The organism is Crenobacter cavernae (assembly GCF_003355495.1).
In the GTDB taxonomy this organism is placed as follows: Bacteria; Pseudomonadota; Gammaproteobacteria; order Burkholderiales; family Chromobacteriaceae; genus Crenobacter; species Crenobacter cavernae.
The window spans coordinates 707,654-729,225 of the sequence record NZ_CP031337.1 but is presented as its reverse complement, the minus strand read 5'-3'; the positions used below and the strand labels follow the sequence as shown (position 1 = coordinate 729,225).

The 21,572-nt window shown below is 60.5% G+C and carries 23 protein-coding genes and 1 tRNA gene; all 24 read left to right on the top strand.

What is annotated here, in order from left to right; all coding sequences use genetic code 11:
* The 24 genes from rplA (at nucleotide 1) to rplE (ending at nucleotide 21,570) form a co-directional block, all read left to right on the top strand.
* Nucleotides 1–696 (top strand): 50S ribosomal protein L1, encoded by a 696-nt coding sequence (rplA, locus tag DWG20_RS03570; RefSeq protein ID WP_115432516.1) that lies wholly within the window; start codon nucleotides 1–3, stop codon nucleotides 694–696.
* A gap of 170 nt (nucleotides 697–866) precedes the next feature.
* Nucleotides 867–941: transfer RNA gene (locus DWG20_RS03565), tRNA-Thr, on the top strand.
* A 99-nt stretch (nucleotides 942–1,040) separates the two neighbouring features.
* A complete protein-coding gene (gene rplJ, locus DWG20_RS03560; protein ID WP_115432515.1) occupies nucleotides 1,041–1,538 on the top strand; it encodes a 50S ribosomal protein L10 in 498 nt (165 codons plus the stop codon).
* A gap of 42 nt (nucleotides 1,539–1,580) precedes the next feature.
* Complete coding sequence (rplL, locus tag DWG20_RS03555; RefSeq protein WP_115432514.1) at nucleotides 1,581–1,946, top strand: 50S ribosomal protein L7/L12; 366 nt, start codon at nucleotides 1,581–1,583, stop codon at nucleotides 1,944–1,946.
* A gap of 169 nt (nucleotides 1,947–2,115) precedes the next feature.
* The gene (rpoB, locus tag DWG20_RS03550) at nucleotides 2,116–6,291 is read left to right on the top strand and encodes a DNA-directed RNA polymerase subunit beta (protein ID WP_115432513.1); all 4,176 of its coding nucleotides are present in this window, start codon (nucleotides 2,116–2,118) and stop codon (nucleotides 6,289–6,291) included.
* A 72-nt stretch (nucleotides 6,292–6,363) separates the two neighbouring features.
* Entirely contained in the window at nucleotides 6,364–10,557 is a 4,194-nt protein-coding gene (gene rpoC, locus DWG20_RS03545; RefSeq protein WP_115432512.1) for a DNA-directed RNA polymerase subunit beta', read from the top strand.
* A gap of 158 nt (nucleotides 10,558–10,715) precedes the next feature.
* On the top strand, nucleotides 10,716–11,087 hold the full coding sequence (gene rpsL, locus DWG20_RS03540) for a 30S ribosomal protein S12 (protein WP_115432511.1): 372 nt from the start codon (nucleotides 10,716–10,718) through the stop codon (nucleotides 11,085–11,087).
* A 108-nt stretch (nucleotides 11,088–11,195) separates the two neighbouring features.
* On the top strand, nucleotides 11,196–11,666 hold the full coding sequence (gene rpsG, locus DWG20_RS03535) for a 30S ribosomal protein S7 (protein WP_115432510.1): 471 nt from the start codon (nucleotides 11,196–11,198) through the stop codon (nucleotides 11,664–11,666).
* Nucleotides 11,667–11,693: 27 nt separating this feature from the next.
* Nucleotides 11,694–13,787 (top strand): elongation factor G, encoded by a 2,094-nt coding sequence (gene fusA, locus DWG20_RS03530; protein ID WP_115432509.1) that lies wholly within the window; start codon nucleotides 11,694–11,696, stop codon nucleotides 13,785–13,787.
* Nucleotides 13,788–13,856: 69 nt separating this feature from the next.
* Complete coding sequence (tuf, locus tag DWG20_RS03525) at nucleotides 13,857–15,047, top strand: elongation factor Tu (protein WP_115432508.1); 1,191 nt, start codon at nucleotides 13,857–13,859, stop codon at nucleotides 15,045–15,047.
* An 11-nt stretch (nucleotides 15,048–15,058) separates the two neighbouring features.
* Nucleotides 15,059–15,367: a 30S ribosomal protein S10 gene (gene rpsJ / locus DWG20_RS03520; RefSeq protein ID WP_115432507.1), complete on the top strand. Its 309-nt coding sequence runs from the start codon at nucleotides 15,059–15,061 to the stop codon at nucleotides 15,365–15,367.
* Between the two features lie 150 nt (nucleotides 15,368–15,517).
* Nucleotides 15,518–16,162 carry a 50S ribosomal protein L3 gene (gene rplC, locus DWG20_RS03515; protein WP_115432506.1) on the top strand — a complete coding sequence of 215 codons (645 nt, stop codon included), beginning with the start codon at nucleotides 15,518–15,520 and terminating at the stop codon, nucleotides 16,160–16,162.
* Nucleotides 16,162–16,782 carry a 50S ribosomal protein L4 gene (gene rplD, locus DWG20_RS03510; RefSeq protein WP_115432505.1) on the top strand — a complete coding sequence of 207 codons (621 nt, stop codon included), beginning with the start codon at nucleotides 16,162–16,164 and terminating at the stop codon, nucleotides 16,780–16,782. The genes rplC and rplD overlap by 1 nt, the downstream gene beginning before the upstream one ends.
* On the top strand, nucleotides 16,779–17,081 hold the full coding sequence (gene rplW / locus DWG20_RS03505) for a 50S ribosomal protein L23 (RefSeq protein ID WP_115432504.1): 303 nt from the start codon (nucleotides 16,779–16,781) through the stop codon (nucleotides 17,079–17,081). Before rplD ends, rplW begins: the two co-directional genes overlap by 4 nt.
* 12 nt (nucleotides 17,082–17,093) lie before the next feature.
* The gene (gene rplB / locus DWG20_RS03500; RefSeq protein ID WP_115432503.1) at nucleotides 17,094–17,927 is read left to right on the top strand and encodes a 50S ribosomal protein L2; all 834 of its coding nucleotides are present in this window, start codon (nucleotides 17,094–17,096) and stop codon (nucleotides 17,925–17,927) included.
* Between the two features lie 7 nt (nucleotides 17,928–17,934).
* Nucleotides 17,935–18,213: a 30S ribosomal protein S19 gene (rpsS, locus tag DWG20_RS03495; RefSeq protein WP_017507372.1), complete on the top strand. Its 279-nt coding sequence runs from the start codon at nucleotides 17,935–17,937 to the stop codon at nucleotides 18,211–18,213.
* Nucleotides 18,214–18,222: 9 nt separating this feature from the next.
* Nucleotides 18,223–18,552, top strand: a complete 330-nt coding sequence (gene rplV / locus DWG20_RS03490) for a 50S ribosomal protein L22 (RefSeq protein ID WP_115432502.1) — start codon at nucleotides 18,223–18,225, stop codon at nucleotides 18,550–18,552.
* Nucleotides 18,553–18,562: 10 nt separating this feature from the next.
* On the top strand, nucleotides 18,563–19,267 hold the full coding sequence (gene rpsC, locus DWG20_RS03485; RefSeq protein WP_115432501.1) for a 30S ribosomal protein S3: 705 nt from the start codon (nucleotides 18,563–18,565) through the stop codon (nucleotides 19,265–19,267).
* A complete protein-coding gene (gene rplP / locus DWG20_RS03480; RefSeq protein ID WP_115432500.1) occupies nucleotides 19,251–19,667 on the top strand; it encodes a 50S ribosomal protein L16 in 417 nt (138 codons plus the stop codon). The genes rpsC and rplP overlap by 17 nt, the downstream gene beginning before the upstream one ends.
* Nucleotides 19,667–19,855, top strand: a complete 189-nt coding sequence (gene rpmC / locus DWG20_RS03475; RefSeq protein ID WP_115432499.1) for a 50S ribosomal protein L29 — start codon at nucleotides 19,667–19,669, stop codon at nucleotides 19,853–19,855. Before rplP ends, rpmC begins: the two co-directional genes overlap by 1 nt.
* Before the next feature lies 1 nt (nucleotide 19,856).
* Nucleotides 19,857–20,120: a 30S ribosomal protein S17 gene (gene rpsQ / locus DWG20_RS03470; protein WP_115432498.1), complete on the top strand. Its 264-nt coding sequence runs from the start codon at nucleotides 19,857–19,859 to the stop codon at nucleotides 20,118–20,120.
* Nucleotides 20,121–20,326: 206 nt separating this feature from the next.
* The gene (gene rplN / locus DWG20_RS03465) at nucleotides 20,327–20,695 is read left to right on the top strand and encodes a 50S ribosomal protein L14 (RefSeq protein ID WP_066613184.1); all 369 of its coding nucleotides are present in this window, start codon (nucleotides 20,327–20,329) and stop codon (nucleotides 20,693–20,695) included.
* 11 nt (nucleotides 20,696–20,706) lie between these two features.
* On the top strand, nucleotides 20,707–21,021 hold the full coding sequence (rplX, locus tag DWG20_RS03460; RefSeq protein WP_115432497.1) for a 50S ribosomal protein L24: 315 nt from the start codon (nucleotides 20,707–20,709) through the stop codon (nucleotides 21,019–21,021).
* Nucleotides 21,022–21,030: 9 nt separating this feature from the next.
* Nucleotides 21,031–21,570 (top strand): 50S ribosomal protein L5, encoded by a 540-nt coding sequence (rplE, locus tag DWG20_RS03455; protein WP_115432496.1) that lies wholly within the window; start codon nucleotides 21,031–21,033, stop codon nucleotides 21,568–21,570.
* The last annotated feature ends 2 nt before the right edge of the window (nucleotides 21,571–21,572 follow it).

Genomic DNA, 21,572 nt, shown 5'->3' with positions numbered 1-21,572 from the left:
ATGGCTAAGGTTTCCAAGCGTCTGCAAGCTCTCAACGCCAACGTTGATCGTAACAAGCTGTACCCGGTTGACGAAGCCATCGCTCTGGTCAAGGGCGCGGCTACCGCCAAGTTCGACGAGTCGATCGATATTTCCGTGAACCTCGGCGTTGATCCGCGTAAGTCGGACCAAGTCGTGCGTGGTTCCGTCGTGCTGCCGCGCGGCACCGGTAAGTCGGTTCGCGTTGCCGTGTTTGCTCAAGGCGCCAACGCCGAAGCGGCTAAGGCTGCCGGTGCTGAAGTCGTCGGCTTCGACGACCTGGCCGAGCAGGTCAAGGCCGGTCAGCTCGACTTCGACATCGTGATCGCCTCCCCGGATGCGATGCGCGTGGTCGGTCAGCTCGGCCAGATCCTCGGCCCGCGTGGCCTGATGCCGAACCCGAAGGTCGGTACCGTGACCCCGAACGTTGCCGAGGCCGTGAAGAACGCCAAGGCCGGTCAGGTCCAGTATCGTACCGACAAGGCCGGCATTATTCACGCTACCATCGGTCGCGCTTCGTTCGAAGCCGATGCGCTGCGTGAAAACCTGAATGCACTGGTTGATGCGCTGCTGAAAGCCAAGCCGGCTGCAGCCAAGGGCCAGTACCTGCGCAAGGTCGCCGTGTCCAGCACCATGGGCGTCGGCGTTCGCGTAGATACCGGTACCGTTACTGCTTAAGTGATGTTTCGGCAAGCCGCTCTGGTTTGCCAAGGCTTTGGGCTGGTGGCGGGTTCGCCCGCTGCCAGATTGTCAAAGACCGTAGGAGCCTTCGGGCTTAATCGCTGTATTCAGCATCCTACGCAGATGGTGTGCCCGAACAGCAGGCTTTATATCTGCTGTCGGATAGGGCCCATGTAGCTCAGGGGTAGAGCACTCCCTTGGTAAGGGAGAGGTCGGCAGTTCAATTCTGCCCATGGGCACCAGTTTCGATGGCGGAATTCCGTAATGTCTCCTGAAACTGGTCGCCGCTGCACTGAAGGGGAATGGCACAGGCCGTTCCGTTCATGACTAGGAGGTAGACCTTGAGTCTCAATATCGAAGCCAAGAAGGTGGTCGTGGCTGAAGTGGCGGCAGAAGTTGCCAAAGCTCAGACCGTCGTTATCGCCGAGTACCGCGGCATCGGGGTGGGCAGCTTGACCCAGCTGCGTGCGAAAGCACGTGAGCAGGGTGTGTACCTGCGCGTTCTGAAGAACACGCTGGCCCGCCGTGCAGTGGAAGGCACCCCGTTCGCCGGTCTGGCTGACCACATGGTCGGTCCGCTGGTCTACGGCGTTTCCGCTGATCCGGTGGCTGCTGCCAAAGTTCTGCATCAATTCTCCAAGCAGGATGACAAGATCGTCATCAAGGCGGGTTCTTACGACGGCAACGTGCTGGACGCCGCTCAGGTTGCTGAGCTTGCGTCTATCCCGAGCCGCGAAGAGCTGCTGTCCAAGCTGCTGTACGTTATGCAGGCTCCGGTTGCTGGTCTTGCTCGCGCTCTGGCCGCTGTGGCCGAGCAGAAGCAGGCCGAAGCCGCTTAATCCGATTTGCTTTACACGAATACCGATTCAGGAGTTTTACAAATGGCTATTACCAAAGACGACATCCTCGAAGCCGTTGCCGCTATGCCGGTGCTGGAACTGAACGAGCTGGTCAAGGCGTTCGAAGAGAAGTTCGGCGTGTCCGCCGCTGCCGTTGCCGTTGCCGGCCCGGCCGCTGCCGCTGCTGTTGAAGAAAAAACCGAATTCGACGTGATCCTGAACGCCGCTGGCGACAACAAGGTGAACGTGATCAAGGTTGTGCGTGCGATCACCGGTCTGGGCCTGAAAGAAGCCAAAGACCTGGTCGACGGCGCTCCGAAAGCTGTGAAAGAAGCCGTGTCCAAGGCCGAAGCCGAAGACGTGCTGAAGCAGCTGACCGAAGCCGGCGCGAAAGCCGAAGTGAAATAATCTTCCCTCCGGGAAGATGAAGAGGCTGGCGGAGAAATCCGCCAGCCTTGTTGCGCTTGTAACCGATAGCGCCCTGTTGTTCGACAAAAGAAGGTAAAAGCCAGCAATCCGCTGCAGGTGGCTGCTGACTTTTGGTTTCTTGCGCCACCCCACCTCGATGGAGACTCTCATGAGTTATTCGTTTACTGAGAAGAAGCGTATCCGCAAGAGTTTTGCGAAGCGCGATAGTGTTCTCGATGTCCCATTCCTGTTGGCGACCCAGATCGATTCTTACACCGACTTCCTCCAGCTGGGGGTGCCGGTAGATCAGCGCAAGGAAGCGGGCCTGCAGGCGGCGTTCAAGTCGATTTTCCCGATCAATAGCCACAACGGCTATGCGCGCCTGGACTTTGTTCACTACGTGCTGGGCGAACCTCCGTTCGATGTGCAGGAATGCCATCTGCGCGGCATTACCTACGCGGCACCGCTTCGGGCCCGGATCCGTCTGACCATCCTGGACAAAGAGTCGTCCAAACCGGTGGTGAAGGAAGTGCGCGAGAATGAGGTGTACATGGGCGAGATTCCGCTCATGACCACCAACGGTTCGTTCATCATCAACGGTACCGAGCGCGTCATCGTGTCGCAGCTGCACCGCTCCCCGGGCGTGTTCTTCGAGCACGACCGCGGCAAGACGCACTCTTCCGGCAAGCTCTTGTTCTCGGCCCGCGTGATTCCCTACCGCGGCTCGTGGCTGGACTTTGAGTTCGATCCGAAAGACCTGCTGTACTTCCGTATCGACCGTCGCCGCAAGATGCCGGTGACCATCCTGCTCAAGTCGCTTGGTTACAGCGAAGAGCGGATCCTGTCCGAGTTCTACAACACCGACACCTTCTACCTGACCGAAAACGGCGTGTTCATGAAGGTGGTGGCCGAGCGCCTGAAGGGCGAAGTGGCGAAGGCCGACATCGTCGCAGCCGACGGCACCGTGATCGTCCAGAAGGACAAGCGCATCACCGCCAAGCACATGCGCGACATCGCCACCGCCAGCATCGACCGGATCGAAGTGCCGTTCGACGTGCTGGTCGGCAAGGTGCTCGCCAAGACCGCGGTCAACCCGGATACCGGTGAAGTGCTGGCGAAGGCCAACGAAGAGATCACCGACGACCTCGTCGCCAAGCTCGACATCCACGGCGTGCCGGAAATCGAGGTGCTGTACACCAACGATCTGGATCAAGGCGCCTACATCTCGCAAACGCTGCGTTCGGATGACATCCAGGACAAGCAGCAGGCGCGCGTCGCGATCTACCGCATGATGCGCCCGGGCGAGCCGCCGACCGAAGACGCGGTCGAAGCGCTGTTCAACCGCCTGTTCTTCAGCGAAGAGACCTACGACCTGTCGCGCGTCGGCCGGATGAAGTTCAACACCCGCACCTACGACTACAAGTTCGACGACAAGACCCCTGAGTGGTTTAAGTCGCTGATCGGCGAGACCTTCGGCCATCGTCGCGACACCGCCGATGTGGTGCTGTCGAACGAGGACATCGTGTCGGTGATCGCGATCCTCGTCGAGCTGAAGAACGGCCGCGGCGAAGTCGACGATATCGACCACCTCGGCAACCGTCGCGTGCGTTCGGTCGGCGAGTTGGCCGAGAACCAGTTCCGCGCCGGTCTGGTGCGCGTCGAGCGCGCGGTGAAGGAGCGCCTGAACCAGGCCGAGTCCGACAACCTGATGCCGCACGACCTGATCAACGCCAAGCCGGTGTCGGCCGCGATCAAGGAGTTCTTCGGTTCGAGCCAGCTGTCGCAGTTCATGGACCAGACCAACCCGCTGTCGGAGATCACCCACAAGCGCCGCGTGTCGGCCCTTGGCCCGGGCGGCCTGACGCGCGAACGCGCCGGCTTCGAGGTGCGCGACGTGCACCCGACCCACTACGGTCGCGTGTGCCCGATCGAAACGCCTGAAGGTCCGAACATCGGCCTGATCAACTCGCTGGCCGTGTTCGCGCGCACCAACGAGTTCGGCTTCCTCGAGACGCCGTACCGCAAGGTGGCCGACGGCAAGGTGACCGCCGACATCGACTACCTGTCGGCGATCGAAGAAGGCCGCTACGTGATCGCCCAGGCCAACGCCGAGCTGGACGAGAACGGCACGCTGATCGACGAACTGGTGACCTGCCGCGAGAAGGGCGAGACCATCCTCGCGACGCCGGATCGCGTCCAGTACATGGACGTGGCGACCGGTCAGGTCGTGTCGGTGGCCGCTTCGCTGATTCCGTTCCTCGAGCATGACGACGCGAACCGTGCGTTGATGGGCGCCAACATGCAGCGTCAGGCCGTACCGTGCCTGCGCGCCGAGAAGCCGTTCGTCGGCACCGGTATCGAGCGCTCGGTGGCCGTCGACTCGGGCACCACCGTGATCGCCCGTCGCGGCGGCGTGGTCGACTATGTCGACGCCGGCCGTATCGTGGTGCGAGTGAACGATGAAGAGGCGGTCGCCGGCGAAGTCGGCGTCGATATCTACAACCTCACCAAGTTCACCCGTTCCAACCAGAACACCAACATCAACCAGCGTCCGCTGGTGAAGGTCGGCGACCAGATCGCCCGCGGCGACGTGGTCGCCGACGGCGCGTCGACCGACCTGGGTGAACTGGCGCTCGGTCAGAACATGACCATCGCGTTCATGCCGTGGAACGGCTACAACTTCGAGGACTCGATCCTCATCTCGGAAAACGTCGTCGCCGAAGACCGCTACACCTCGATCCACATCGAGGAGCTGTCGGTGGTGTCGCGCGACACCAAGCTGGGGCCGGAAGAGATCACCCGCGACATCCCGAACCTGTCCGAGCGCATGCAGAACCGCCTCGACGACTCGGGCATCGTTTACATCGGCGCCGAAGTCGAAGCCGGTGACGTGCTGGTCGGCAAGGTGACGCCGAAGGGCGAAACCCAGCTGACGCCGGAAGAGAAGCTGCTGCGCGCGATCTTCGGTGAAAAAGCGTCCGACGTGAAAGACACGAGCTTGCGCGTCCCGACCGGCATGACCGGCACCGTGATCGACGTGCAGGTGTTCACCCGCGAAGGCATCGAGCGCGACAAGCGCGCGCAGATGATTATCGACGGCGAACTGAAGCGTTACCGCCTCGACCTGAATGACCAGCTGCGGATTTTCGCCAACGACGCGTTCAGCCGTATCGAGCGCTTGATCGTCGGCAAGGTCGCGAACGGCGGGCCGAAGCGCCTGGTCAAAGGTACTGAGATCACCGCCGAGTACCTGGAAGGCCTGGGTTCGAAGCACGAATGGTTCGACATCCGCATGAGCGACGAAGACGTCGCCAAGCAACTCGAGCTGATCAAGGAAAGCCTCGCGCAGAAGCACGAAGAATTCGACCTCAAGTTCGAAGACAAGAAGCGTAAGCTGACGCAGGGCGACGAACTGCCGCCGGGCGTGCAGAAGATGGTCAAGGTCTACCTGGCCGTCAAACGTCGCCTGCAGGCCGGCGACAAGATGGCCGGCCGCCACGGTAACAAGGGTGTGGTATCGCGCATCTTGCCGGTCGAGGACATGCCGTACATGGCCGACGGCCGCGCAGTCGACATCGTGCTGAACCCGCTGGGCGTTCCGTCGCGGATGAACATCGGTCAGATCCTGGAAGTGCACCTGGGCTGGGCCGCCAAGGGTATCGGCGAACAGTTCGACCGCATGCTGCGCGAGCAGCGCGCCGCCGCTGAGGTGCGAGGTCTGGTCGAGAAGGTGTACAACACCACCGGCAAGAGCGAGGACATCGCGTCGTACAGCGACCAGGAGGTGCTCGAACTGGCGCACAACCTGCGCCGCGGCATGCCGTTCGCGACGCCGGTGTTCGACGGCGCGAAGGAAAACGAAATCCGCGCGATGCTCGACATCGCCTACCCTGACGAGGACGAGCGCACCGCTCAACTGGGCTTCAACGGTTCGAAGACCCAGATGACGCTGTTCGACGGCCGCTCGGGCGAAGCATTCGACCGCAAGGTCACCGTCGGCGTGATGCACTACCTGAAGCTGCACCACCTGGTCGACGACAAGATGCACGCCCGTTCCACCGGCCCGTACTCGCTCGTCACCCAGCAGCCGCTGGGCGGCAAGGCGCAGTTCGGTGGCCAGCGTTTCGGGGAGATGGAGGTGTGGGCGCTGGAGGCTTACGGCGCCGCCTACACGCTGCAGGAAATGCTGACGGTGAAGTCGGACGACGTGACCGGCCGGACCAAGGTGTACGAAAACATCGTCAAGGGCGAGCACAAGATCGATGCCGGCATGCCGGAATCCTTCAACGTGCTGGTGAAGGAAATCCGCTCGCTGGGTCTGGACATCGATCTGGAACGCTATTGATGAAGGCGTGAGCCTGAAAGGTTGGCCGAGGCTCGGCCAACCTTTCGAAGGCTCACCCTCACGGGAGTAAAAATGAAAGCCCTGCTTGATCTTTTTAAGCAAGTCACCCAGGAAGAGGAATTCGACGCGATCAAGATCGGCGTCGCCTCGCCCGACAAGATCCGCTCCTGGTCGTACGGTGAAGTCAAAAAGCCCGAAACGATCAACTACCGCACCTTCAAGCCGGAGCGCGACGGTCTGTTCTGCGCGCGCATCTTCGGCCCGGTGAAGGATTACGAGTGCTTGTGCGGCAAGTACAAGCGCCTGAAACACCGCGGCGTGATCTGCGAGAAGTGCGGCGTCGAAGTGACGTTGTCCAAGGTGCGCCGCGAGCGCATGGGCCACATCGAGCTCGCGTCGCCGGTCGCCCACATCTGGTTCCTGAAGTCGCTGCCGAGCCGTCTGGGCATGGTGCTCGACATGGCACTGCGCGACATCGAGCGCGTGCTGTACTTCGAAGCCTTCGTCGTGACCGAGCCGGGCATGACCCCGCTGCAGCGCCGTCAACTGCTGACCGAGGAAGACTACCTCGACAAGCAGGACGAGTACGGTGAAGAATTCGTCGCCATGATGGGCGCCGAGGCCGTGCGCGAGCTCTTGAGCAAGATGGACATCACGACCGAGATCGAGGACCTGCGCCGCGAACTCGAGACGACCGGCTCCGACACCAAGATCAAGAAGATCGCCAAGCGCCTGAAGGTGCTCGAGGCCTTCCAGCGCACCGGCATCAAGCCGCACTGGATGATCCTCGAGGTGCTGCCGGTGCTGCCGCCGGAGCTGCGTCCGCTGGTGCCGCTCGATGGCGGCCGCTTCGCGACCTCCGACCTGAACGACCTGTACCGCCGCGTCATCAACCGTAACAACCGCCTGAAGCGTCTCTTGGAGCTGCGCGCGCCGGACATCATCGTGCGCAACGAGAAGCGCATGCTGCAGGAGTCGGTCGACTCGCTGCTCGACAACGGTCGTCGCGGCAAGGCGATGACCGGCGCCAACAAGCGCCCGCTGAAGTCGCTGGCCGACATGATCAAGGGCAAGGGCGGTCGCTTCCGCCAGAACTTGCTCGGTAAGCGCGTCGACTACTCCGGTCGTTCGGTGATCACCGTCGGTCCGTACCTGCGTCTGCACCAGTGCGGCCTGCCGAAGAAAATGGCGCTCGAGCTGTTCAAGCCGTTCATCTTCCACAAGCTCGAAGTGATGGGGCTGGCGACGACGATCAAGGCTGCCAAGAAGCTGGTCGAGCAGGAAGTGCCGGAAGTCTGGGACATCCTCGAAGACGTGATCCGCGAGCATCCGGTTCTCTTGAACCGTGCTCCGACGCTGCACCGTCTGGGCATCCAGGCGTTCGAGCCGGTGCTGATCGAAGGCAAGGCGATCCAGCTGCACCCGCTGGTCTGCGCGGCGTTCAACGCCGACTTCGACGGTGACCAGATGGCCGTCCACGTGCCGCTGTCGCTCGAGGCGCAGATGGAAGCCCGCACCTTGATGCTGGCGACCAACAACGTGTTGTCGCCGGCCAACGGCGAGCCGATCATCGTGCCGTCGCAGGATATCGTCTTGGGTCTGTACTACATGACCCGCGACAAGGTGAACGGCAAGGGCGAAGGCATGGTGTTCGCCGACCTGGCCGAACTGCACCGCGCCTACGGCAACGGTCTGGTCGAGCTGGCCTCGCGCATCACCGTGCGCCTGAAAGAATGGGAGCACGACGAGCAGGGCGAATTCGTCACCGTGGTCAAGCGGTTCGAGACCACCGTTGGCCGAGCCATCCTGTCGGAGATCCTGCCGAAGGGCCTGCCATTCGAATACATCAATAAGGCGCTGAAGAAGAAAGAGATCTCGAAGCTGATCAACGGTTCGTTCCGTCGTTGCGGCATTCGCGATACGGTGATCTTCGCCGACCAGCTGATGTATACCGGTTTCGCCTACTCGACCCGCGGCGGCATCTCGATCTGCGTCGACGACATGCTGGTGCCGGCCAAGAAGGTCGAACTGCTGGCCGACGCGCAAAAAGAAGTCAAAGAGATCGAAGAGCAGTATCGCCAGGGTCTGGTGACCCAGGGCGAGCGCTACAACAAGGTGGTCGACATCTGGGGCCGCACCGGTGACAAGGTCGCCAAGGCGCTGATGGAAGAGCTTGCCAAGCAGAAGGTCATCGACCGCGAAGGCAATGAAGTCGACCAGGAGTCGTTCAACTCCATCTATATGATGGCCGACTCCGGCGCCCGGGGTTCGGTGGCGCAGATTCGCCAGCTGGCCGGTATGCGGGGCCTGATGGCCAAGCCGGACGGTTCGATCATCGAAACGCCGATCACGTCGAACTTCCGCGAAGGCCTGACCGTTCTCCAGTACTTCATCTCGACCCACGGTGCGCGTAAGGGTCTGGCGGATACCGCGCTGAAGACCGCGAACTCGGGTTACCTGACGCGTCGTCTCGTTGACGTGACGCAGGATCTGGTCGTGATCGAGGACGATTGCGGCACCGTGAACGGCTTCAACATGAAGGCCGTGCTGCAGGGCGGCGACGTGATCGAAGCGCTGCGCGACCGTATCCTCGGCCGCGTGACCGCGATCGACGTGATCGACCCGTCGACCGGAGAGACCGTGATCGAAGCCGGCTCGCTGCTCGACGAGGCGATGGTCGACCTGATCGACAGCCTCGGCATCGACGAGGTGAAGGTCCGCACCGCGATCACCTGCGAAACCCGCTACGGCCTGTGCGCCAAGTGCTACGGTCGCGACCTGGCACGCGGCAAGGTCGTCAACGCCGGCGAGGCCGTCGGTGTGATCGCCGCGCAGTCGATCGGTGAGCCGGGCACCCAGCTGACCATGCGTACCTTCCACATCGGTGGTGCCGCGTCGCGAGCCGCCGCAGCCAGCCAGGTGGAAACCAAGTCGAACGGTACCGTGCGTTTCGGCAGCCTGATGCGTTACGTCACCAACAGCAAGGGCGAGCTGATCGTGATCACCCGCTCCGGCGAAGTGGTGATCCACGACGACGTCGGCCGCGAACGTGAACGTCACAAAGTGCCGTACGGCGCGACGCTGCGCGTGACCGACGGCATCGCGATCAAGGCCGGCACGCCGCTGGCGACGTGGGACCCGCACACCCGTCCGATCATCACCGAGTACGGTGGTCGCGTCCGCTTCGAGAACGTCGAAGAGGGTAACACGGTGGCCAAGCAGACCGACGATGTGACCGGTCTGTCGACGCTGGTCGTGATCGATCCGAAGCGCCGCGCCGGTTCGCAGTCGAAGATGCTGCGCCCGATGGTGAAACTGATCGACGAGTTTGGCAACGAAGCGAAGCTCTCCGGCACCGAGACGCCGGTGACCATCACCTTCCAGGTCGGTGCGATCATCACCGTGAAGGACGGCCAGGAAGTGGGCGTCGGTGAGGTGCTCGCACGTCTGCCGCAGGAAACGTCGAAGACCCGCGACATTACCGGTGGTCTGCCGCGTGTGGCCGAGCTGTTCGAAGCGCGTTCGCCGAAGGACGCCGGCATGTTGGCCGAGGTCACCGGTACCGTGTCGTTCGGCAAGGACACCAAGGGCAAGCAGCGTCTGATCATCACCGATATGGACCTCAATGCCATGGAGAGCCTGATCCCGAAAGACAAGCACGTGCTGGTGCACGACGGTCAGGTGGTGAACCGCGGCGAGTCGATCGTCGACGGTCCGGTCGATCCGCACGACATCCTGCGCCTGCAGGGTATCGAAGAGCTGGCGCGCTACATCGTCCAGGAAGTGCAGGAGGTGTACCGCTTGCAGGGCGTGAAGATCAACGACAAGCACATCGAGGTGATCATCCGCCAGATGCTGCGTCGCGTGGTCATCAGCGACTCGGGCGACACCGACTTCATCCTGGGCGAACAGGTCGAGCGCGCCGAAGTGTACGCGGCCAACGACCGGATGAACGCCGACGGCAAGCTGCCGGCCCAGTACGAAAACGTGCTGCTCGGCATCACCAAGGCTTCGTTGTCGACCGACTCGTTCATCTCGGCGGCCTCGTTCCAGGAAACGACGCGTGTGCTGACCGAAGCGGCGATCATGGGCAAGAAGGACGACCTGCGCGGCCTGAAGGAAAACGTGATCGTCGGCCGTCTGATCCCGGCCGGTACCGGTCTGGCTTACCATCGCAACCGTCGTCGCCAGGAGCCCGGCAGCGATTCGTTGACCGGCGCGCTGTTGGCCGAGGTGGGCGCGGAGCCGATTGAAAGCCAGGAATAAGTCTGACACCCGCCAGGGTGTAACAAAAAACGCTGCCAATTCAACGGTTAACGCTGGATTGGCGGCGTTTGTTTCATTGACGAGCGGTTAACGACTCCCCTATAATCCTGCGATTCGGCGGGAGACTGCCGTTTTTTCACTCAATAGGAACCTGAGTAATGCCAACTATTAACCAACTCGTGCGCAAGGGCCGCGTCGCTATCAAAGCGAAGAGCAAGGTCCCGGCGCTCGAAGCCTGCCCGCAGAAACGCGGCGTATGCACCCGCGTGTACACCACCACCCCGAAGAAGCCGAACTCGGCGCTTCGTAAAGTGGCCAAGGTGCGCCTGACCAACGGTTTCGAAGTGATTTCGTACATCGGCGGTGAAGGCCACAACCTGCAAGAGCACTCGGTCGTGCTGATCCGCGGCGGTCGTGTAAAAGACTTGCCGGGTGTGCGTTACCACACCGTGCGCGGTTCGCTGGATACCGCCGGCGTGAAAGACCGTAAGCAGTCCCGTTCGAAGTACGGTGCCAAGCGCCCCAAGTAAGGTGCGCTGAGACGGCGACCACCCGAGTGAAGGTCGTCGAGTAAGTGATCGCTTCGATGAGCGGTCGCGAGCGAAACGCTCAACTGAATTGAATAGTAAGGAATTGAAATGCCAAGACGCAGAGAAGTACCGAAGCGCGACATCCTGCCGGATCCGAAATTCGGTTCGCAGGAGCTGACCAAGTTCATGAACGTCGTGATGATGGATGGCAAGAAATCCGTCGCCGAACGTATCGTGTACGGCGCGCTCGAACAGATCTCCAAGAAGAGCGGTAAAGACGCGATCGAGGTGTTCAACACCGCCATCTCCAACGTCAAGCCGGTCGTCGAAGTGAAGAGCCGTCGTGTGGGTGGTGCCAACTACCAGGTTCCGGTTGAAGTACGCCCCGCACGTCGTCTCGCTCTGGCCATGCGCTGGTTGCGTGAATCCGCCCGCAAGCGCGGCGAAAAGTCCATGGACCTGCGTCTGGCCGGTGAACTGCTCGATGCCGCGGAAGGCCGCGGCGGTGCTATGAAGAAGCGTGAAGAAGTGCATCGTATGGCCGAAGCCAACAAGGCCTTCTCGCACTTCCGCTTCTAATTTAACCTACATCGAGAAGGTTTCCCCGTGGCTAGGAAAACTCCTATCGAGCGCTACCGTAACATCGGTATCAGCGCTCACATTGACGCCGGCAAGACCACCACGACCGAGCGTATTCTGTTCTACACCGGTGTAAACCATAAGATCGGTGAAGTGCATGATGGCGCCGCCACCATGGACTGGATGGAGCAGGAGCAGGAGCGTGGCATCACCATCACCTCCGCCGCGACCACCACGTTCTGGAAGGGCATGGGCCTGCAGTTCCCGGAACACCGCTTCAACATCATCGACACCCCGGGTCACGTGGACTTCACCATCGAGGTGGAGCGTTCGATGCGCGTCCTGGACGGCGCCGTGATGGTGTACTGCGCGGTCGGTGGCGTTCAGCCGCAATCCGAAACCGTGTGGCGTCAGGCCAACAAGTACAAAGTGCCGCGTCTGGCCTTCGTGAACAAGATGGACCGTCAAGGCGCCAACTTCTTTCGCGTGGTCGAGCAGATGAAAACCCGTCTGCGCGCGAGCCCGGTGCCGATCGTGGTGCCGATCGGCGCCGAAGACGGCTTCCAGGGCGTGGTCGACCTCCTGAAGATGAAAGCGATCATCTGGGACGAGGCCTCGCAAGGCATGAAGTTCGAGTACGGCGAGATCCCGGCCGACATCGTTCCCGTTGCCGAAGAATGGCGCGAGAAGATGGTCGAGGCGGCCGCCGAAGTCAGCGACGAGATGATGGACAAGTACTTGGGCGGCGAAGCGCTGACCGAGGAAGAAATCATCAAGGGCCTGCGCGAGCGTACGCTGCGTAACGAAATCCAGCCGATGCTGTGCGGTACCGCGTTCAAGAACAAGGGCGTTCAGCGCATGCTCGACGCCGTGATCGAACTCTTGCCGTCGCCGCTGGACGTTCCGCCGATCGCCGGTGAAGAAGATGGCGTCGCCGCCGTTCGTCACGCTTCCGACGACGAGAAATTCTCGGCGCTCGCGTTCAAGCTGATGAATGACCCGTACGTCGGTCAACTGACCTTCTTCCGTGTCTACTCGGGCGTAGTGAAGTCGGGCGACACCGTGCTGAACTCGGTGAAGGGCAAGAAAGAGCGTATCGGCCGTATCGTGCAGATGATGGCGAACGACCGTATCGAGCTCGAAGAAGTCCGCGCCGGCGACATCGCCGCTGCCATCGGCCTCAAGGAAGTCACCACCGGTGAGACCCTGTGTGCCGTCGACTCGCCGATCATCCTCGAGCGCATGGAATTCCCGGAGCCGGTGATTCACGTCGCCGTCGAGCCGAAGACCAAGGCCGACCAGGAAAAAATGGGCGTGGCGCTGAACCGCCTGGCCAAGGAAGACCCGTCGTTCCGCGTGCGTACCGACGAAGAATCCGGCCAGACCATCATTTCCGGTATGGGCGAACTGCACCTGGAAATTCTGGTTGACCGCATGAGGCGCGAATTCGGCGTTGAAGCCAACGTCGGCGCGCCGCAAGTGGCTTACCGCGAAACCATCCGCAAGACGGTGGAATCCGATGCCAAGCACGTCAAGCAGTCCGGCGGTAAGGGTCAGTACGGCCACGTGGTGCTGACCATCGAGCCGATGGAAGAGGGCGGCGGCTACCAGTTCGTCGACGAGATCAAGGGCGGCGTGATTCCGCGCGAATTCATCCCGTCGGTTGACAAGGGCATCCAGAACACCCTGTCGAACGGTATCCTCGCCGGCTTCCCGGTGGTCGACGTGAAGGTCCGCCTGACCTTCGGTTCCTACCACGACGTCGACTCCTCGCAGATCGCGTTTGAGCTGGCGGGTTCGATGGCGTTCAAGGAAGGCATGCGCAAGGCCAGCCCGGTTTTGCTCGAGCCGATGATGGCCGTCGAAGTGGAAACTCCGGAAGAGTACATGGGCGACATCATGGGCGACCTGTCGTCCCGTCGCGGCATCGTGCAGGGCATGGACGATGACGAAGCGGGTGGCAAGAAGATTCGCGCCGAAGTGCCGTTGGCCGAGATGTTCGGCTACTCGACCACGCTGCGTTCGATGTCCCAGGGTCGTGCAACCTACTCCATGGAGTTCAAGCACTACTCTGAAGCGCCGAAGCATGTTGCCGACGCGGTGATGAACGCCAAGAAATAAGCGCGCTGTCGGCCGGGCCGAATAGGCTCGGCCAACCCTTTTTGTTCTTTAAATCAAGGATTTTGCAAAATGGCAAAAGAAAAGTTCGAGCGGACGAAACCGCACGTAAACGTTGGCACCATCGGTCACGTTGACCATGGTAAGACCACTCTGACTGCTGCTATCACCACCATTCTGTCGAAGAAATTCGGTGGCGAAGCCAAGGGCTACGACCAGATCGACAGCGCGCCGGAAGAGAAGGCCCGCGGTATCACCATCAACACCGCGCACGTTGAATACGAAACCGAAGCCCGCCACTACGCTCACGTTGACTGCCCGGGTCACGCTGACTATGTGAAGAACATGATCACCGGCGCGGCCCAGATGGACGGCGCGATCCTGGTGTGCTCGGCCGCTGACGGCCCGATGCCGCAGACCCGCGAACACATCCTGCTGTCGCGCCAAGTGGGCGTGCCGTACATCATCGTGTTCCTGAACAAGGCCGACCTGGTGGACGACGCCGAGCTGCTGGAACTGGTGGAAATGGAAGTGCGCGACCTGCTGTCGTCGTACGACTTCCCGGGTGACGACACCCCGATCATCACCGGCTCCGCTCGTCTGGCGCTGGAAGGCGACCAGAGCGAATACGGCGAACCGGCGATCTTCCGCCTGGCCGACGCGCTGGACAGCTACATCCCGACCCCGGAGCGCGCGATCGACAAGCCGTTCCTGCTGCCGATCGAGGACGTGTTCTCGATCTCGGGCCGCGGCACCGTGGTGACCGGTCGCGTCGAGCGCGGCATCGTCAAAGTCGGCGAAGAACTCGAGATCGTCGGCCTGAAGCCGACCGTCAAGACCACCTGCACCGGCGTGGAAATGTTCCGCAAGCTGCTGGACCAGGGTCAGGCTGGCGACAACGTCGGCGTGCTGCTGCGCGGCACCAAGCGTGAAGACGTCGAGCGTGGCCAGGTGCTGGCCAAGCCGGGTTCGATCACCCCGCACACCACGTTCAGCGCTGAAGTGTACGTGCTGTCGAAAGACGAAGGCGGTCGTCACACCCCGTTCTTCGCCAACTACCGTCCGCAGTTCTACTTCCGTACCACCGACGTGACCGGTGCGGTGACGCTGGCTGAAGGCGTGGAAATGGTGATGCCGGGCGACAACGTGTCCATCACCGTGGAACTGATCGCGCCGATCGCCATGGAAGAAGGTCTGCGCTTCGCCATCCGTGAAGGCGGTCGTACCGTCGGCGCCGGTGTCGTTGCCAAGATCATCGCCTAATCGAGACTGATATGAGCCAAAAAATCCGCATCCGTCTGAAGGCCTTCGATTACAACCTGATCGATCGTTCCGCCCAGGAAATCGTCGAGACCGCCAAGCGCACCGGCGCCGTGGTCAAGGGCCCGGTTCCGCTGCCGACCAAGATCGAGCGTTTCAACGTGCTGCGTTCGCCGCACGTGAACAAGACCTCGCGCGACCAGCTGGAAATCCGCACCCACCTGCGCCTGATGGACATCGTCGACCCGACCGATAAAACCGTGGACGCGCTGATGAAGCTCGATCTGCCGGCCGGCGTCGATGTGGAAATCAAACTGCAGTAATCACGAAACGAAAGCGCGCAAGCATGTAAGTGCTTGCGATGCTTGAATTTTCTGTGATAGAGTCTCGGACTCGCCCAATTTTGGGCGAGTCCGCTTTTGTTTTAGAGACTGCCGGTCAATCGCAATCGGCACCTGCAAAAGGAAATAACCATGAGTCTTGGTCTTGTCGGTCGCAAAGTCGGCATGACCCGCGTCTTTGCCGAAGATGGTGCATCCATCCCGGTGACGGTGCTGGACATGTCCGCGAATCGCGTCACACAAATCAAAACCGCCGAAACCGACGGCTACACCGCCGTTCAGGTTGCTTTCGGCACCCGCAAGGCTAACCGCGTCAGCAAATCCGAAGCCGGGCATTTTGCCAAGGCCGGTGTTGAAGCGGGCAGCGTCCTGCAAGAATTCGTGCTCAACAGCGAAGAGCTATCGAGCCTGAAAGCAGGCGACGCCATTACCGTTGAAATCTTTGCCGTGGGTCAACTGGTCGATGTGACCGGTACCTCCAAAGGTAAGGGCTTCTCCGGTGTGATCAAGCGTCACAACTTCTCTTCCAACCGCGCGTCGCACGGTAACTCGCTGTCGCACAACACGCCGGGTTCCATCGGTCAGGCTCAAGATCCGGGTCGCGTTTTCCCGGGTAAGCGCATGGCCGGTCAGTACGGTAACGTCAAGTCGACCGTTCAGAGCCTGGAAGTTGTTCGCGTTGACGCGGAACGTCAGCTGTTGCTCGTGAAAGGTGCCGTTCCGGGCGCCAAGAACGGCGACGTGGTCGTACGTCCTAGTGTTAAGGCGGGTGCGTGATGGAACTGAAAGTTATCAATATCCAAGGTCAGGCCGTCGAAGGTCTGAATGCATCCGACACGCTGTTCGGTCGCGAATACAACGAATCGCTGGTTCACCAGCTGGTGACTGCCTTCCTGGCGAACGCTCGCAGCGGCAACCGTGCCCAGCTGACGCGCGCCGAGGTGAAGCACTCCACCAAGAAGCCGTTCCGTCAAAAGGGCACCGGTCGTGCCCGTGCCGGTATGACTTCGTCGCCGGTATGGCGTGGTGGTGGTCGTGCCTTCCCGAACAGCCCGGAAGAGAACTTCAGCCAGAAGGTTAACCGCAAGATGTACCGTGCCGGTATGGCGGCTATCCTGTCGCAGTTGGTGCGTGAAGAGCGTCTGGTGATCGTGGACAGCCTGGCTGTTGAAAGCCCGAAGACCAAGGAGTTCGCCGCCAAGGTGAAGTCGCTGGGTCTCGAGCAGGCGCTGTTCATTACCAAAGAGCTGGATGAAAACCTCTATCTCTCGTCCCGCAACCTGCCGAATGTCCTGGTGATCGAGGCTCAGCAAGCTGACCCGTACAGCCTGGTGCGTTTCAAGAAGGTCGTGATGACCCGCGATGCCGTGCAGCAGTTTGAGGAGCAGTGGGCATGAATCAAGAACGTTTGATGCAAGTTATCCTTGCTCCGGTAGTCTCCGAAAAGAGCACCATGGTGGCCGAGAAGAGCCAGCAGGTGGTGTTCCGCGTGGTTGGCGATGCCACCAAGCCGGAAATCAAGGCTGCTGTTGAACTGCTGTTCAACGTCAAGGTGCAAGGTGTTAGCACCCTGAACGTCAAAGGCAAGACCAAGCGTTTCGGTCGCAGTGTCGGCCGTCGCAAGGACTGGAAAAAGGCTTACGTCAGCTTGGTGCCGGGTCAGGAAATCGATCTGACCGCAGCCGCTGCCGAGTAAGGGAGATAGAGCATGCCTATCGTAAAAGTAAAACCGACGTCCGCTGGCCGTCGTGCCCTGGTGAAGGTCGTTAATCCTGACCTGCACAAAGGCGCGCCCTACGCCCCGCTGCTCGACAAGAAAATATCGACTGCCGGTCGTAACAACAACGGTCACATCACCACGCGTCATCGCGGCGGTGGTCACAAGCAGCATTACCGTATCGTCGATTTCCGTCGCAACAAAGACGGCATCCCGGCGAAAGTCGAGCGTCTCGAGTACGACCCGAACCGCACTGCGAACATCGCCCTGCTGTGCTACGCCGATGGCGAGCGCCGCTACATCATCGCCCCGCGTGGCGTGAAGGCTGGTGCCGTGCTGCTGTCCGGCTCGGAAGCGCCGATCAAGGCAGGTAACGCCCTGCCGATCCGCAACATCCCGGTGGGTACCACGATTCACTGCATCGAACTGCAGCCGGGCAAAGGTGCCCAGCTGGCTCGTTCGGCCGGTGCATCGGTGATGCTGCTGGCTCGTGAAGGCGCTTACGCTCAGCTGCGTCTGCGCTCGGGCGAGATTCGCAAGGTGCACGTCGACTGCCGCGCCACCATCGGTGAAGTCGGTAATGAAGAGCACAGCCTGCGTAAGATCGGTAAAGCCGGTGCTAACCGCTGGCGTGGTATTCGTCCGACCGTTCGCGGTACGGCGATGAACCCGATCGATCACCCGCACGGTGGTGGTGAAGGTCGTACTGGTGAAGGCCGTGTGCCGGTTAGCCCGTGGGGCACGCCGACCAAAGGCTACCGTACCCGCCGCAACAAACGTACGAGCAACATGATCGTGCGTCGTCGCTTCTCTAACAAGGGTTAATTGACATATGGCACGTTCGCTGAAAAAAGGCCCGTTTGTTGATCTGCACCTGTTGAAGAAAGTCGACGCGGTGCGTGCAACCAACGACAAACGTCCGATCAAGACCTGGTCGCGTCGTTCGACCATCCTGCCGGACTTCATTGGTCTGACCATCGCTGTTCACAACGGCCGTACCCACGTTCCGGTCTACGTCTCCGAGAACATGGTGGGTCACAAGCTGGGTGAATTCTCCCTGACTCGTACCTTCAAAGGCCACGCGGCCGATAAGAAGGCGAAGAAGAAATAAGGTGATGCGATGAGAGTATCTGCACAACTGAATAATGCCCGCCTGTCGGCACAGAAGTGCCGTCTGGTGGCTGATCTCGTTCGCGGTAAGCCGGTCGACCAGGCGCTGAATATCCTGGCCTTCAGCCCGAAAAAAGGTGCTGCCATCCTCAAGAAAGTGCTGGAGTCGGCTATCGCCAACGCCGAGCACAATGAGGGCGCTGACATCGATACCCTGAAAGTGGCCACTGTTTTCGTGGACAAGGGTCCGAGCCTCAAGCGCTTTACGGCCCGCGCCAAAGGCCGCGGCAACCGTATCGAAAAGCAGACCTGCCACATCACGCTGGTCGTGGGCAATTAAGGGGTAAGCAATGGGTCAGAAGATTCATCCGACGGGTTTCCGTCTTGCTGTCAACAAGAACTGGTCCTCGAAGTGGTTTGCGAATTCCCTGGATTTCGCAGGCATGCTCAAGCAGGACATCGAAGTTCGCGAGTTTCTGAAAAAGCGCCTTGCTCACGCTTCCGTCGGTCGCGTGATCATCGAGCGCCCGGCCAAGTCGGCCCGCATCACCATTCACAGCGCCCGTCCGGGTGTCGTGATCGGTAAGAAGGGCGAAGACATCGAGCTGCTGAAGCAAGAGCTGCAGAAGCGTCTCGGTGTGCCGGTGCATGTGAACATCGAAGAAGTCCGCAAGCCGGAAATCGATGCTCAGATCGTTGCCGACGGTATCGCTTCGCAGCTCGAGAAGCGCGTGATGTTCCGCCGCGCCATGAAGCGCTCGATGCAGAACGCGATGCGCATGGGTGCCCAGGGCATCAAGATCATGAGCTCGGGTCGTCTGAACGGCGCCGAAATCGCGCGTGTCGAATGGTACCGCGAAGGCCGTGTGCCGCTGCACACCCTTCGTGCCGACGTGGACTACGCGACTTCGGAAGCGAAGACCACCTACGGCATCATCGGTATCAAGGTGTGGGTGTACAAAGGTGAGCTGAAGCCGGGCCAGGTGCAGGCTGCACCGGCAGCTCCGGAGAAGAAATCCAGAAAGGCAGGTGGTCGAAATGCTGCAGCCAACTAGACTCAAGTACCGCAAACAGCAGAAGGGCCGTAACACGGGTATCGCTACCCGTGGTAACAAGGTCAACTTCGGCGATTTCGGTCTGAAAGCGGTTGGCCGAGGCCGTTTGACCGCGCGCCAGATCGAGGCGGCTCGTCGCGCCATGACCCGTCACATCAAACGTGGCGGCCGTATCTGGATCCGCGTGTTCCCGGATAAGCCGATCTCCTCCAAGCCGGCGGAAGTGCGTATGGGTAACGGTAAAGGTAGCCCGGAGTACTACGTGGCCGAAATTCAGCCTGGCAAAATGCTGTATGAAATGGACGGCGTCAACGAGGAACTCGCTCGTGAAGCTTTCCGTTTGGCCGCAGCCAAGTTGCCGATCCCGACTGTGTTTGTGACTAGACAGGTAGGTCAGTAATGAAAGCGTCCGAACTGAGAGCAAAAACCGTCGACGACCTGAAGGTTGAGCTGCTGAGCCTACTCAAGGCCCAGTTTGCGCTGCGCATGCAACACGCTACCCAGCAGCTCGCCAAGACCAGTGAACTGAACAAGGTGCGTCGTGACATCGCGCGCGTTCGCACTGTTCTGAAAGAAAAGGCGGTTTAAGATGAGCGAAACCAAGGTGGTCCGTACGCTGACCGGTAAAGTGGTCAGCGACAAGATGGATAAAACCGTAACCGTTCTGGTCGAGCGCAAAGTTAAGCACCCGATCTACGGCAAAGTGATCCGTCGCTCCAAGAAATTCCACGCACATGACGAAAGCAACGAGTATCGCGAAGGCGATGTGGTGGTGATCAGCGAATCCCGCCCGCTCTCGAAGACTAAGTCGTGGGTGGTGACTGCGCTTGTCGAGCGCGCTCGTCAAGTGTAAAAGCTTGCGGAGGGGGTGACCCCTCTGTATAATGGCCATTTTCCGCCCCTCTCTATGGGTGGGATTCTGCCCTGACGGGCTCCAAGACTGGCCGTTTGATACGCCGCAAGCGTAAGCTTCGCGGCGTTTCATCTGAGTTGAGGTGCACTCTCGCACCAAAGCCGGATGAAAGTGACGGGTTAAGTTGGAGAGAAAGGTAATTTCACATGATTCAAATGCAGACCATGCTTGAGGTCGCAGACAACACCGGTGCGCGTTCCGTTATGTGCATCAAGGTGCTGGGCGGCTCCAAGCGTCGCTACGCTAGCGTTGGCGACATCATCAAGGTGAGCATCAAGGACGCCGCTCCGCGCGGTCGCGTCAAGAAGGGCGACGTGTACAACGCGGTTGTGGTTCGTACGGCTAAGGGCGTGCGTCGTCCGGACGGTTCGCTGATCAAGTTCGACAGCAACGCCGCCGTGCTGCTCAACACCAAGCTTGAGCCGATTGGCACCCGCATCTTCGGCCCGGTGACCCGCGAACTGCGTACCGAGCGATTCATGAAGATCGTGTCGCTCGCTCCGGAAGTGCTGTAAGGGAGAGATTGATGCGAAAAATCCGTAAAGGTGACGACGTCATCGTCCTCACCGGTAAAGACAAAGGCAAGCGCGGCACCGTCCTGCGCGTGCTCGAAGATAAACTGGTTGTGGAGGGCGTGAACATCGCCAAGAAGCACCAGAAGCCGAACCCGATTCGTGGCGTAGCTGGTGGCGTTGTTGAAAAAACCATGCCGCTGCACATCTCGAACGTAGCCATTTTCAACCCGGCCACCCAAAAGGCTGACCGCGTAGGCATCAAGCAGCTGGAAGACGGCCGCAAAGTGCGCGTGTTCAAGTCCAGCGGTGAAGTCGTTGGCGCGTAAGGAGTGAACATGGCACGTCTCTACGATATTTACAAAAGCAACGTCGTTCCGGAACTGGTGAAACAGTTCGGCTACAAGTCCGTGATGGAAGTGCCGCGCATCGAAAAGATCACCCTGAACATGGGTGTCGGTGAAGCGGTTGCTGACAAGAAAGTCATGGAATTTGCCGTGGGCGATCTGGAAAAGATCACCGGTCAAAAACCGGTGGTGACCACCGCCCGCAAGTCGATCGCCGGCTTCAAGATTCGCGACCACTACCCGGTGGGCTGCAAGGTGACCCTTCGCCGCGAACGCATGTACGAGTTCCTCGACCGTCTGGTGACCATCGCCCTGCCGCGCGTGCGCGACTTCCGCGGTGTGTCCGGCAAGTCCTTCGACGGCCGCGGCAACTACAACATGGGTGTGCGCGAGCAGATCATCTTCCCGGAAATCGAGTACGACAAAATCGATGCGCTGCGTGGTATGAACATCACCATCACCACCACGGCGAAAACCGACGAAGAAGCCCGCGCGCTGCTGGCAGCGTTCAAGTTCCCGTTCAAGGGTTAAGC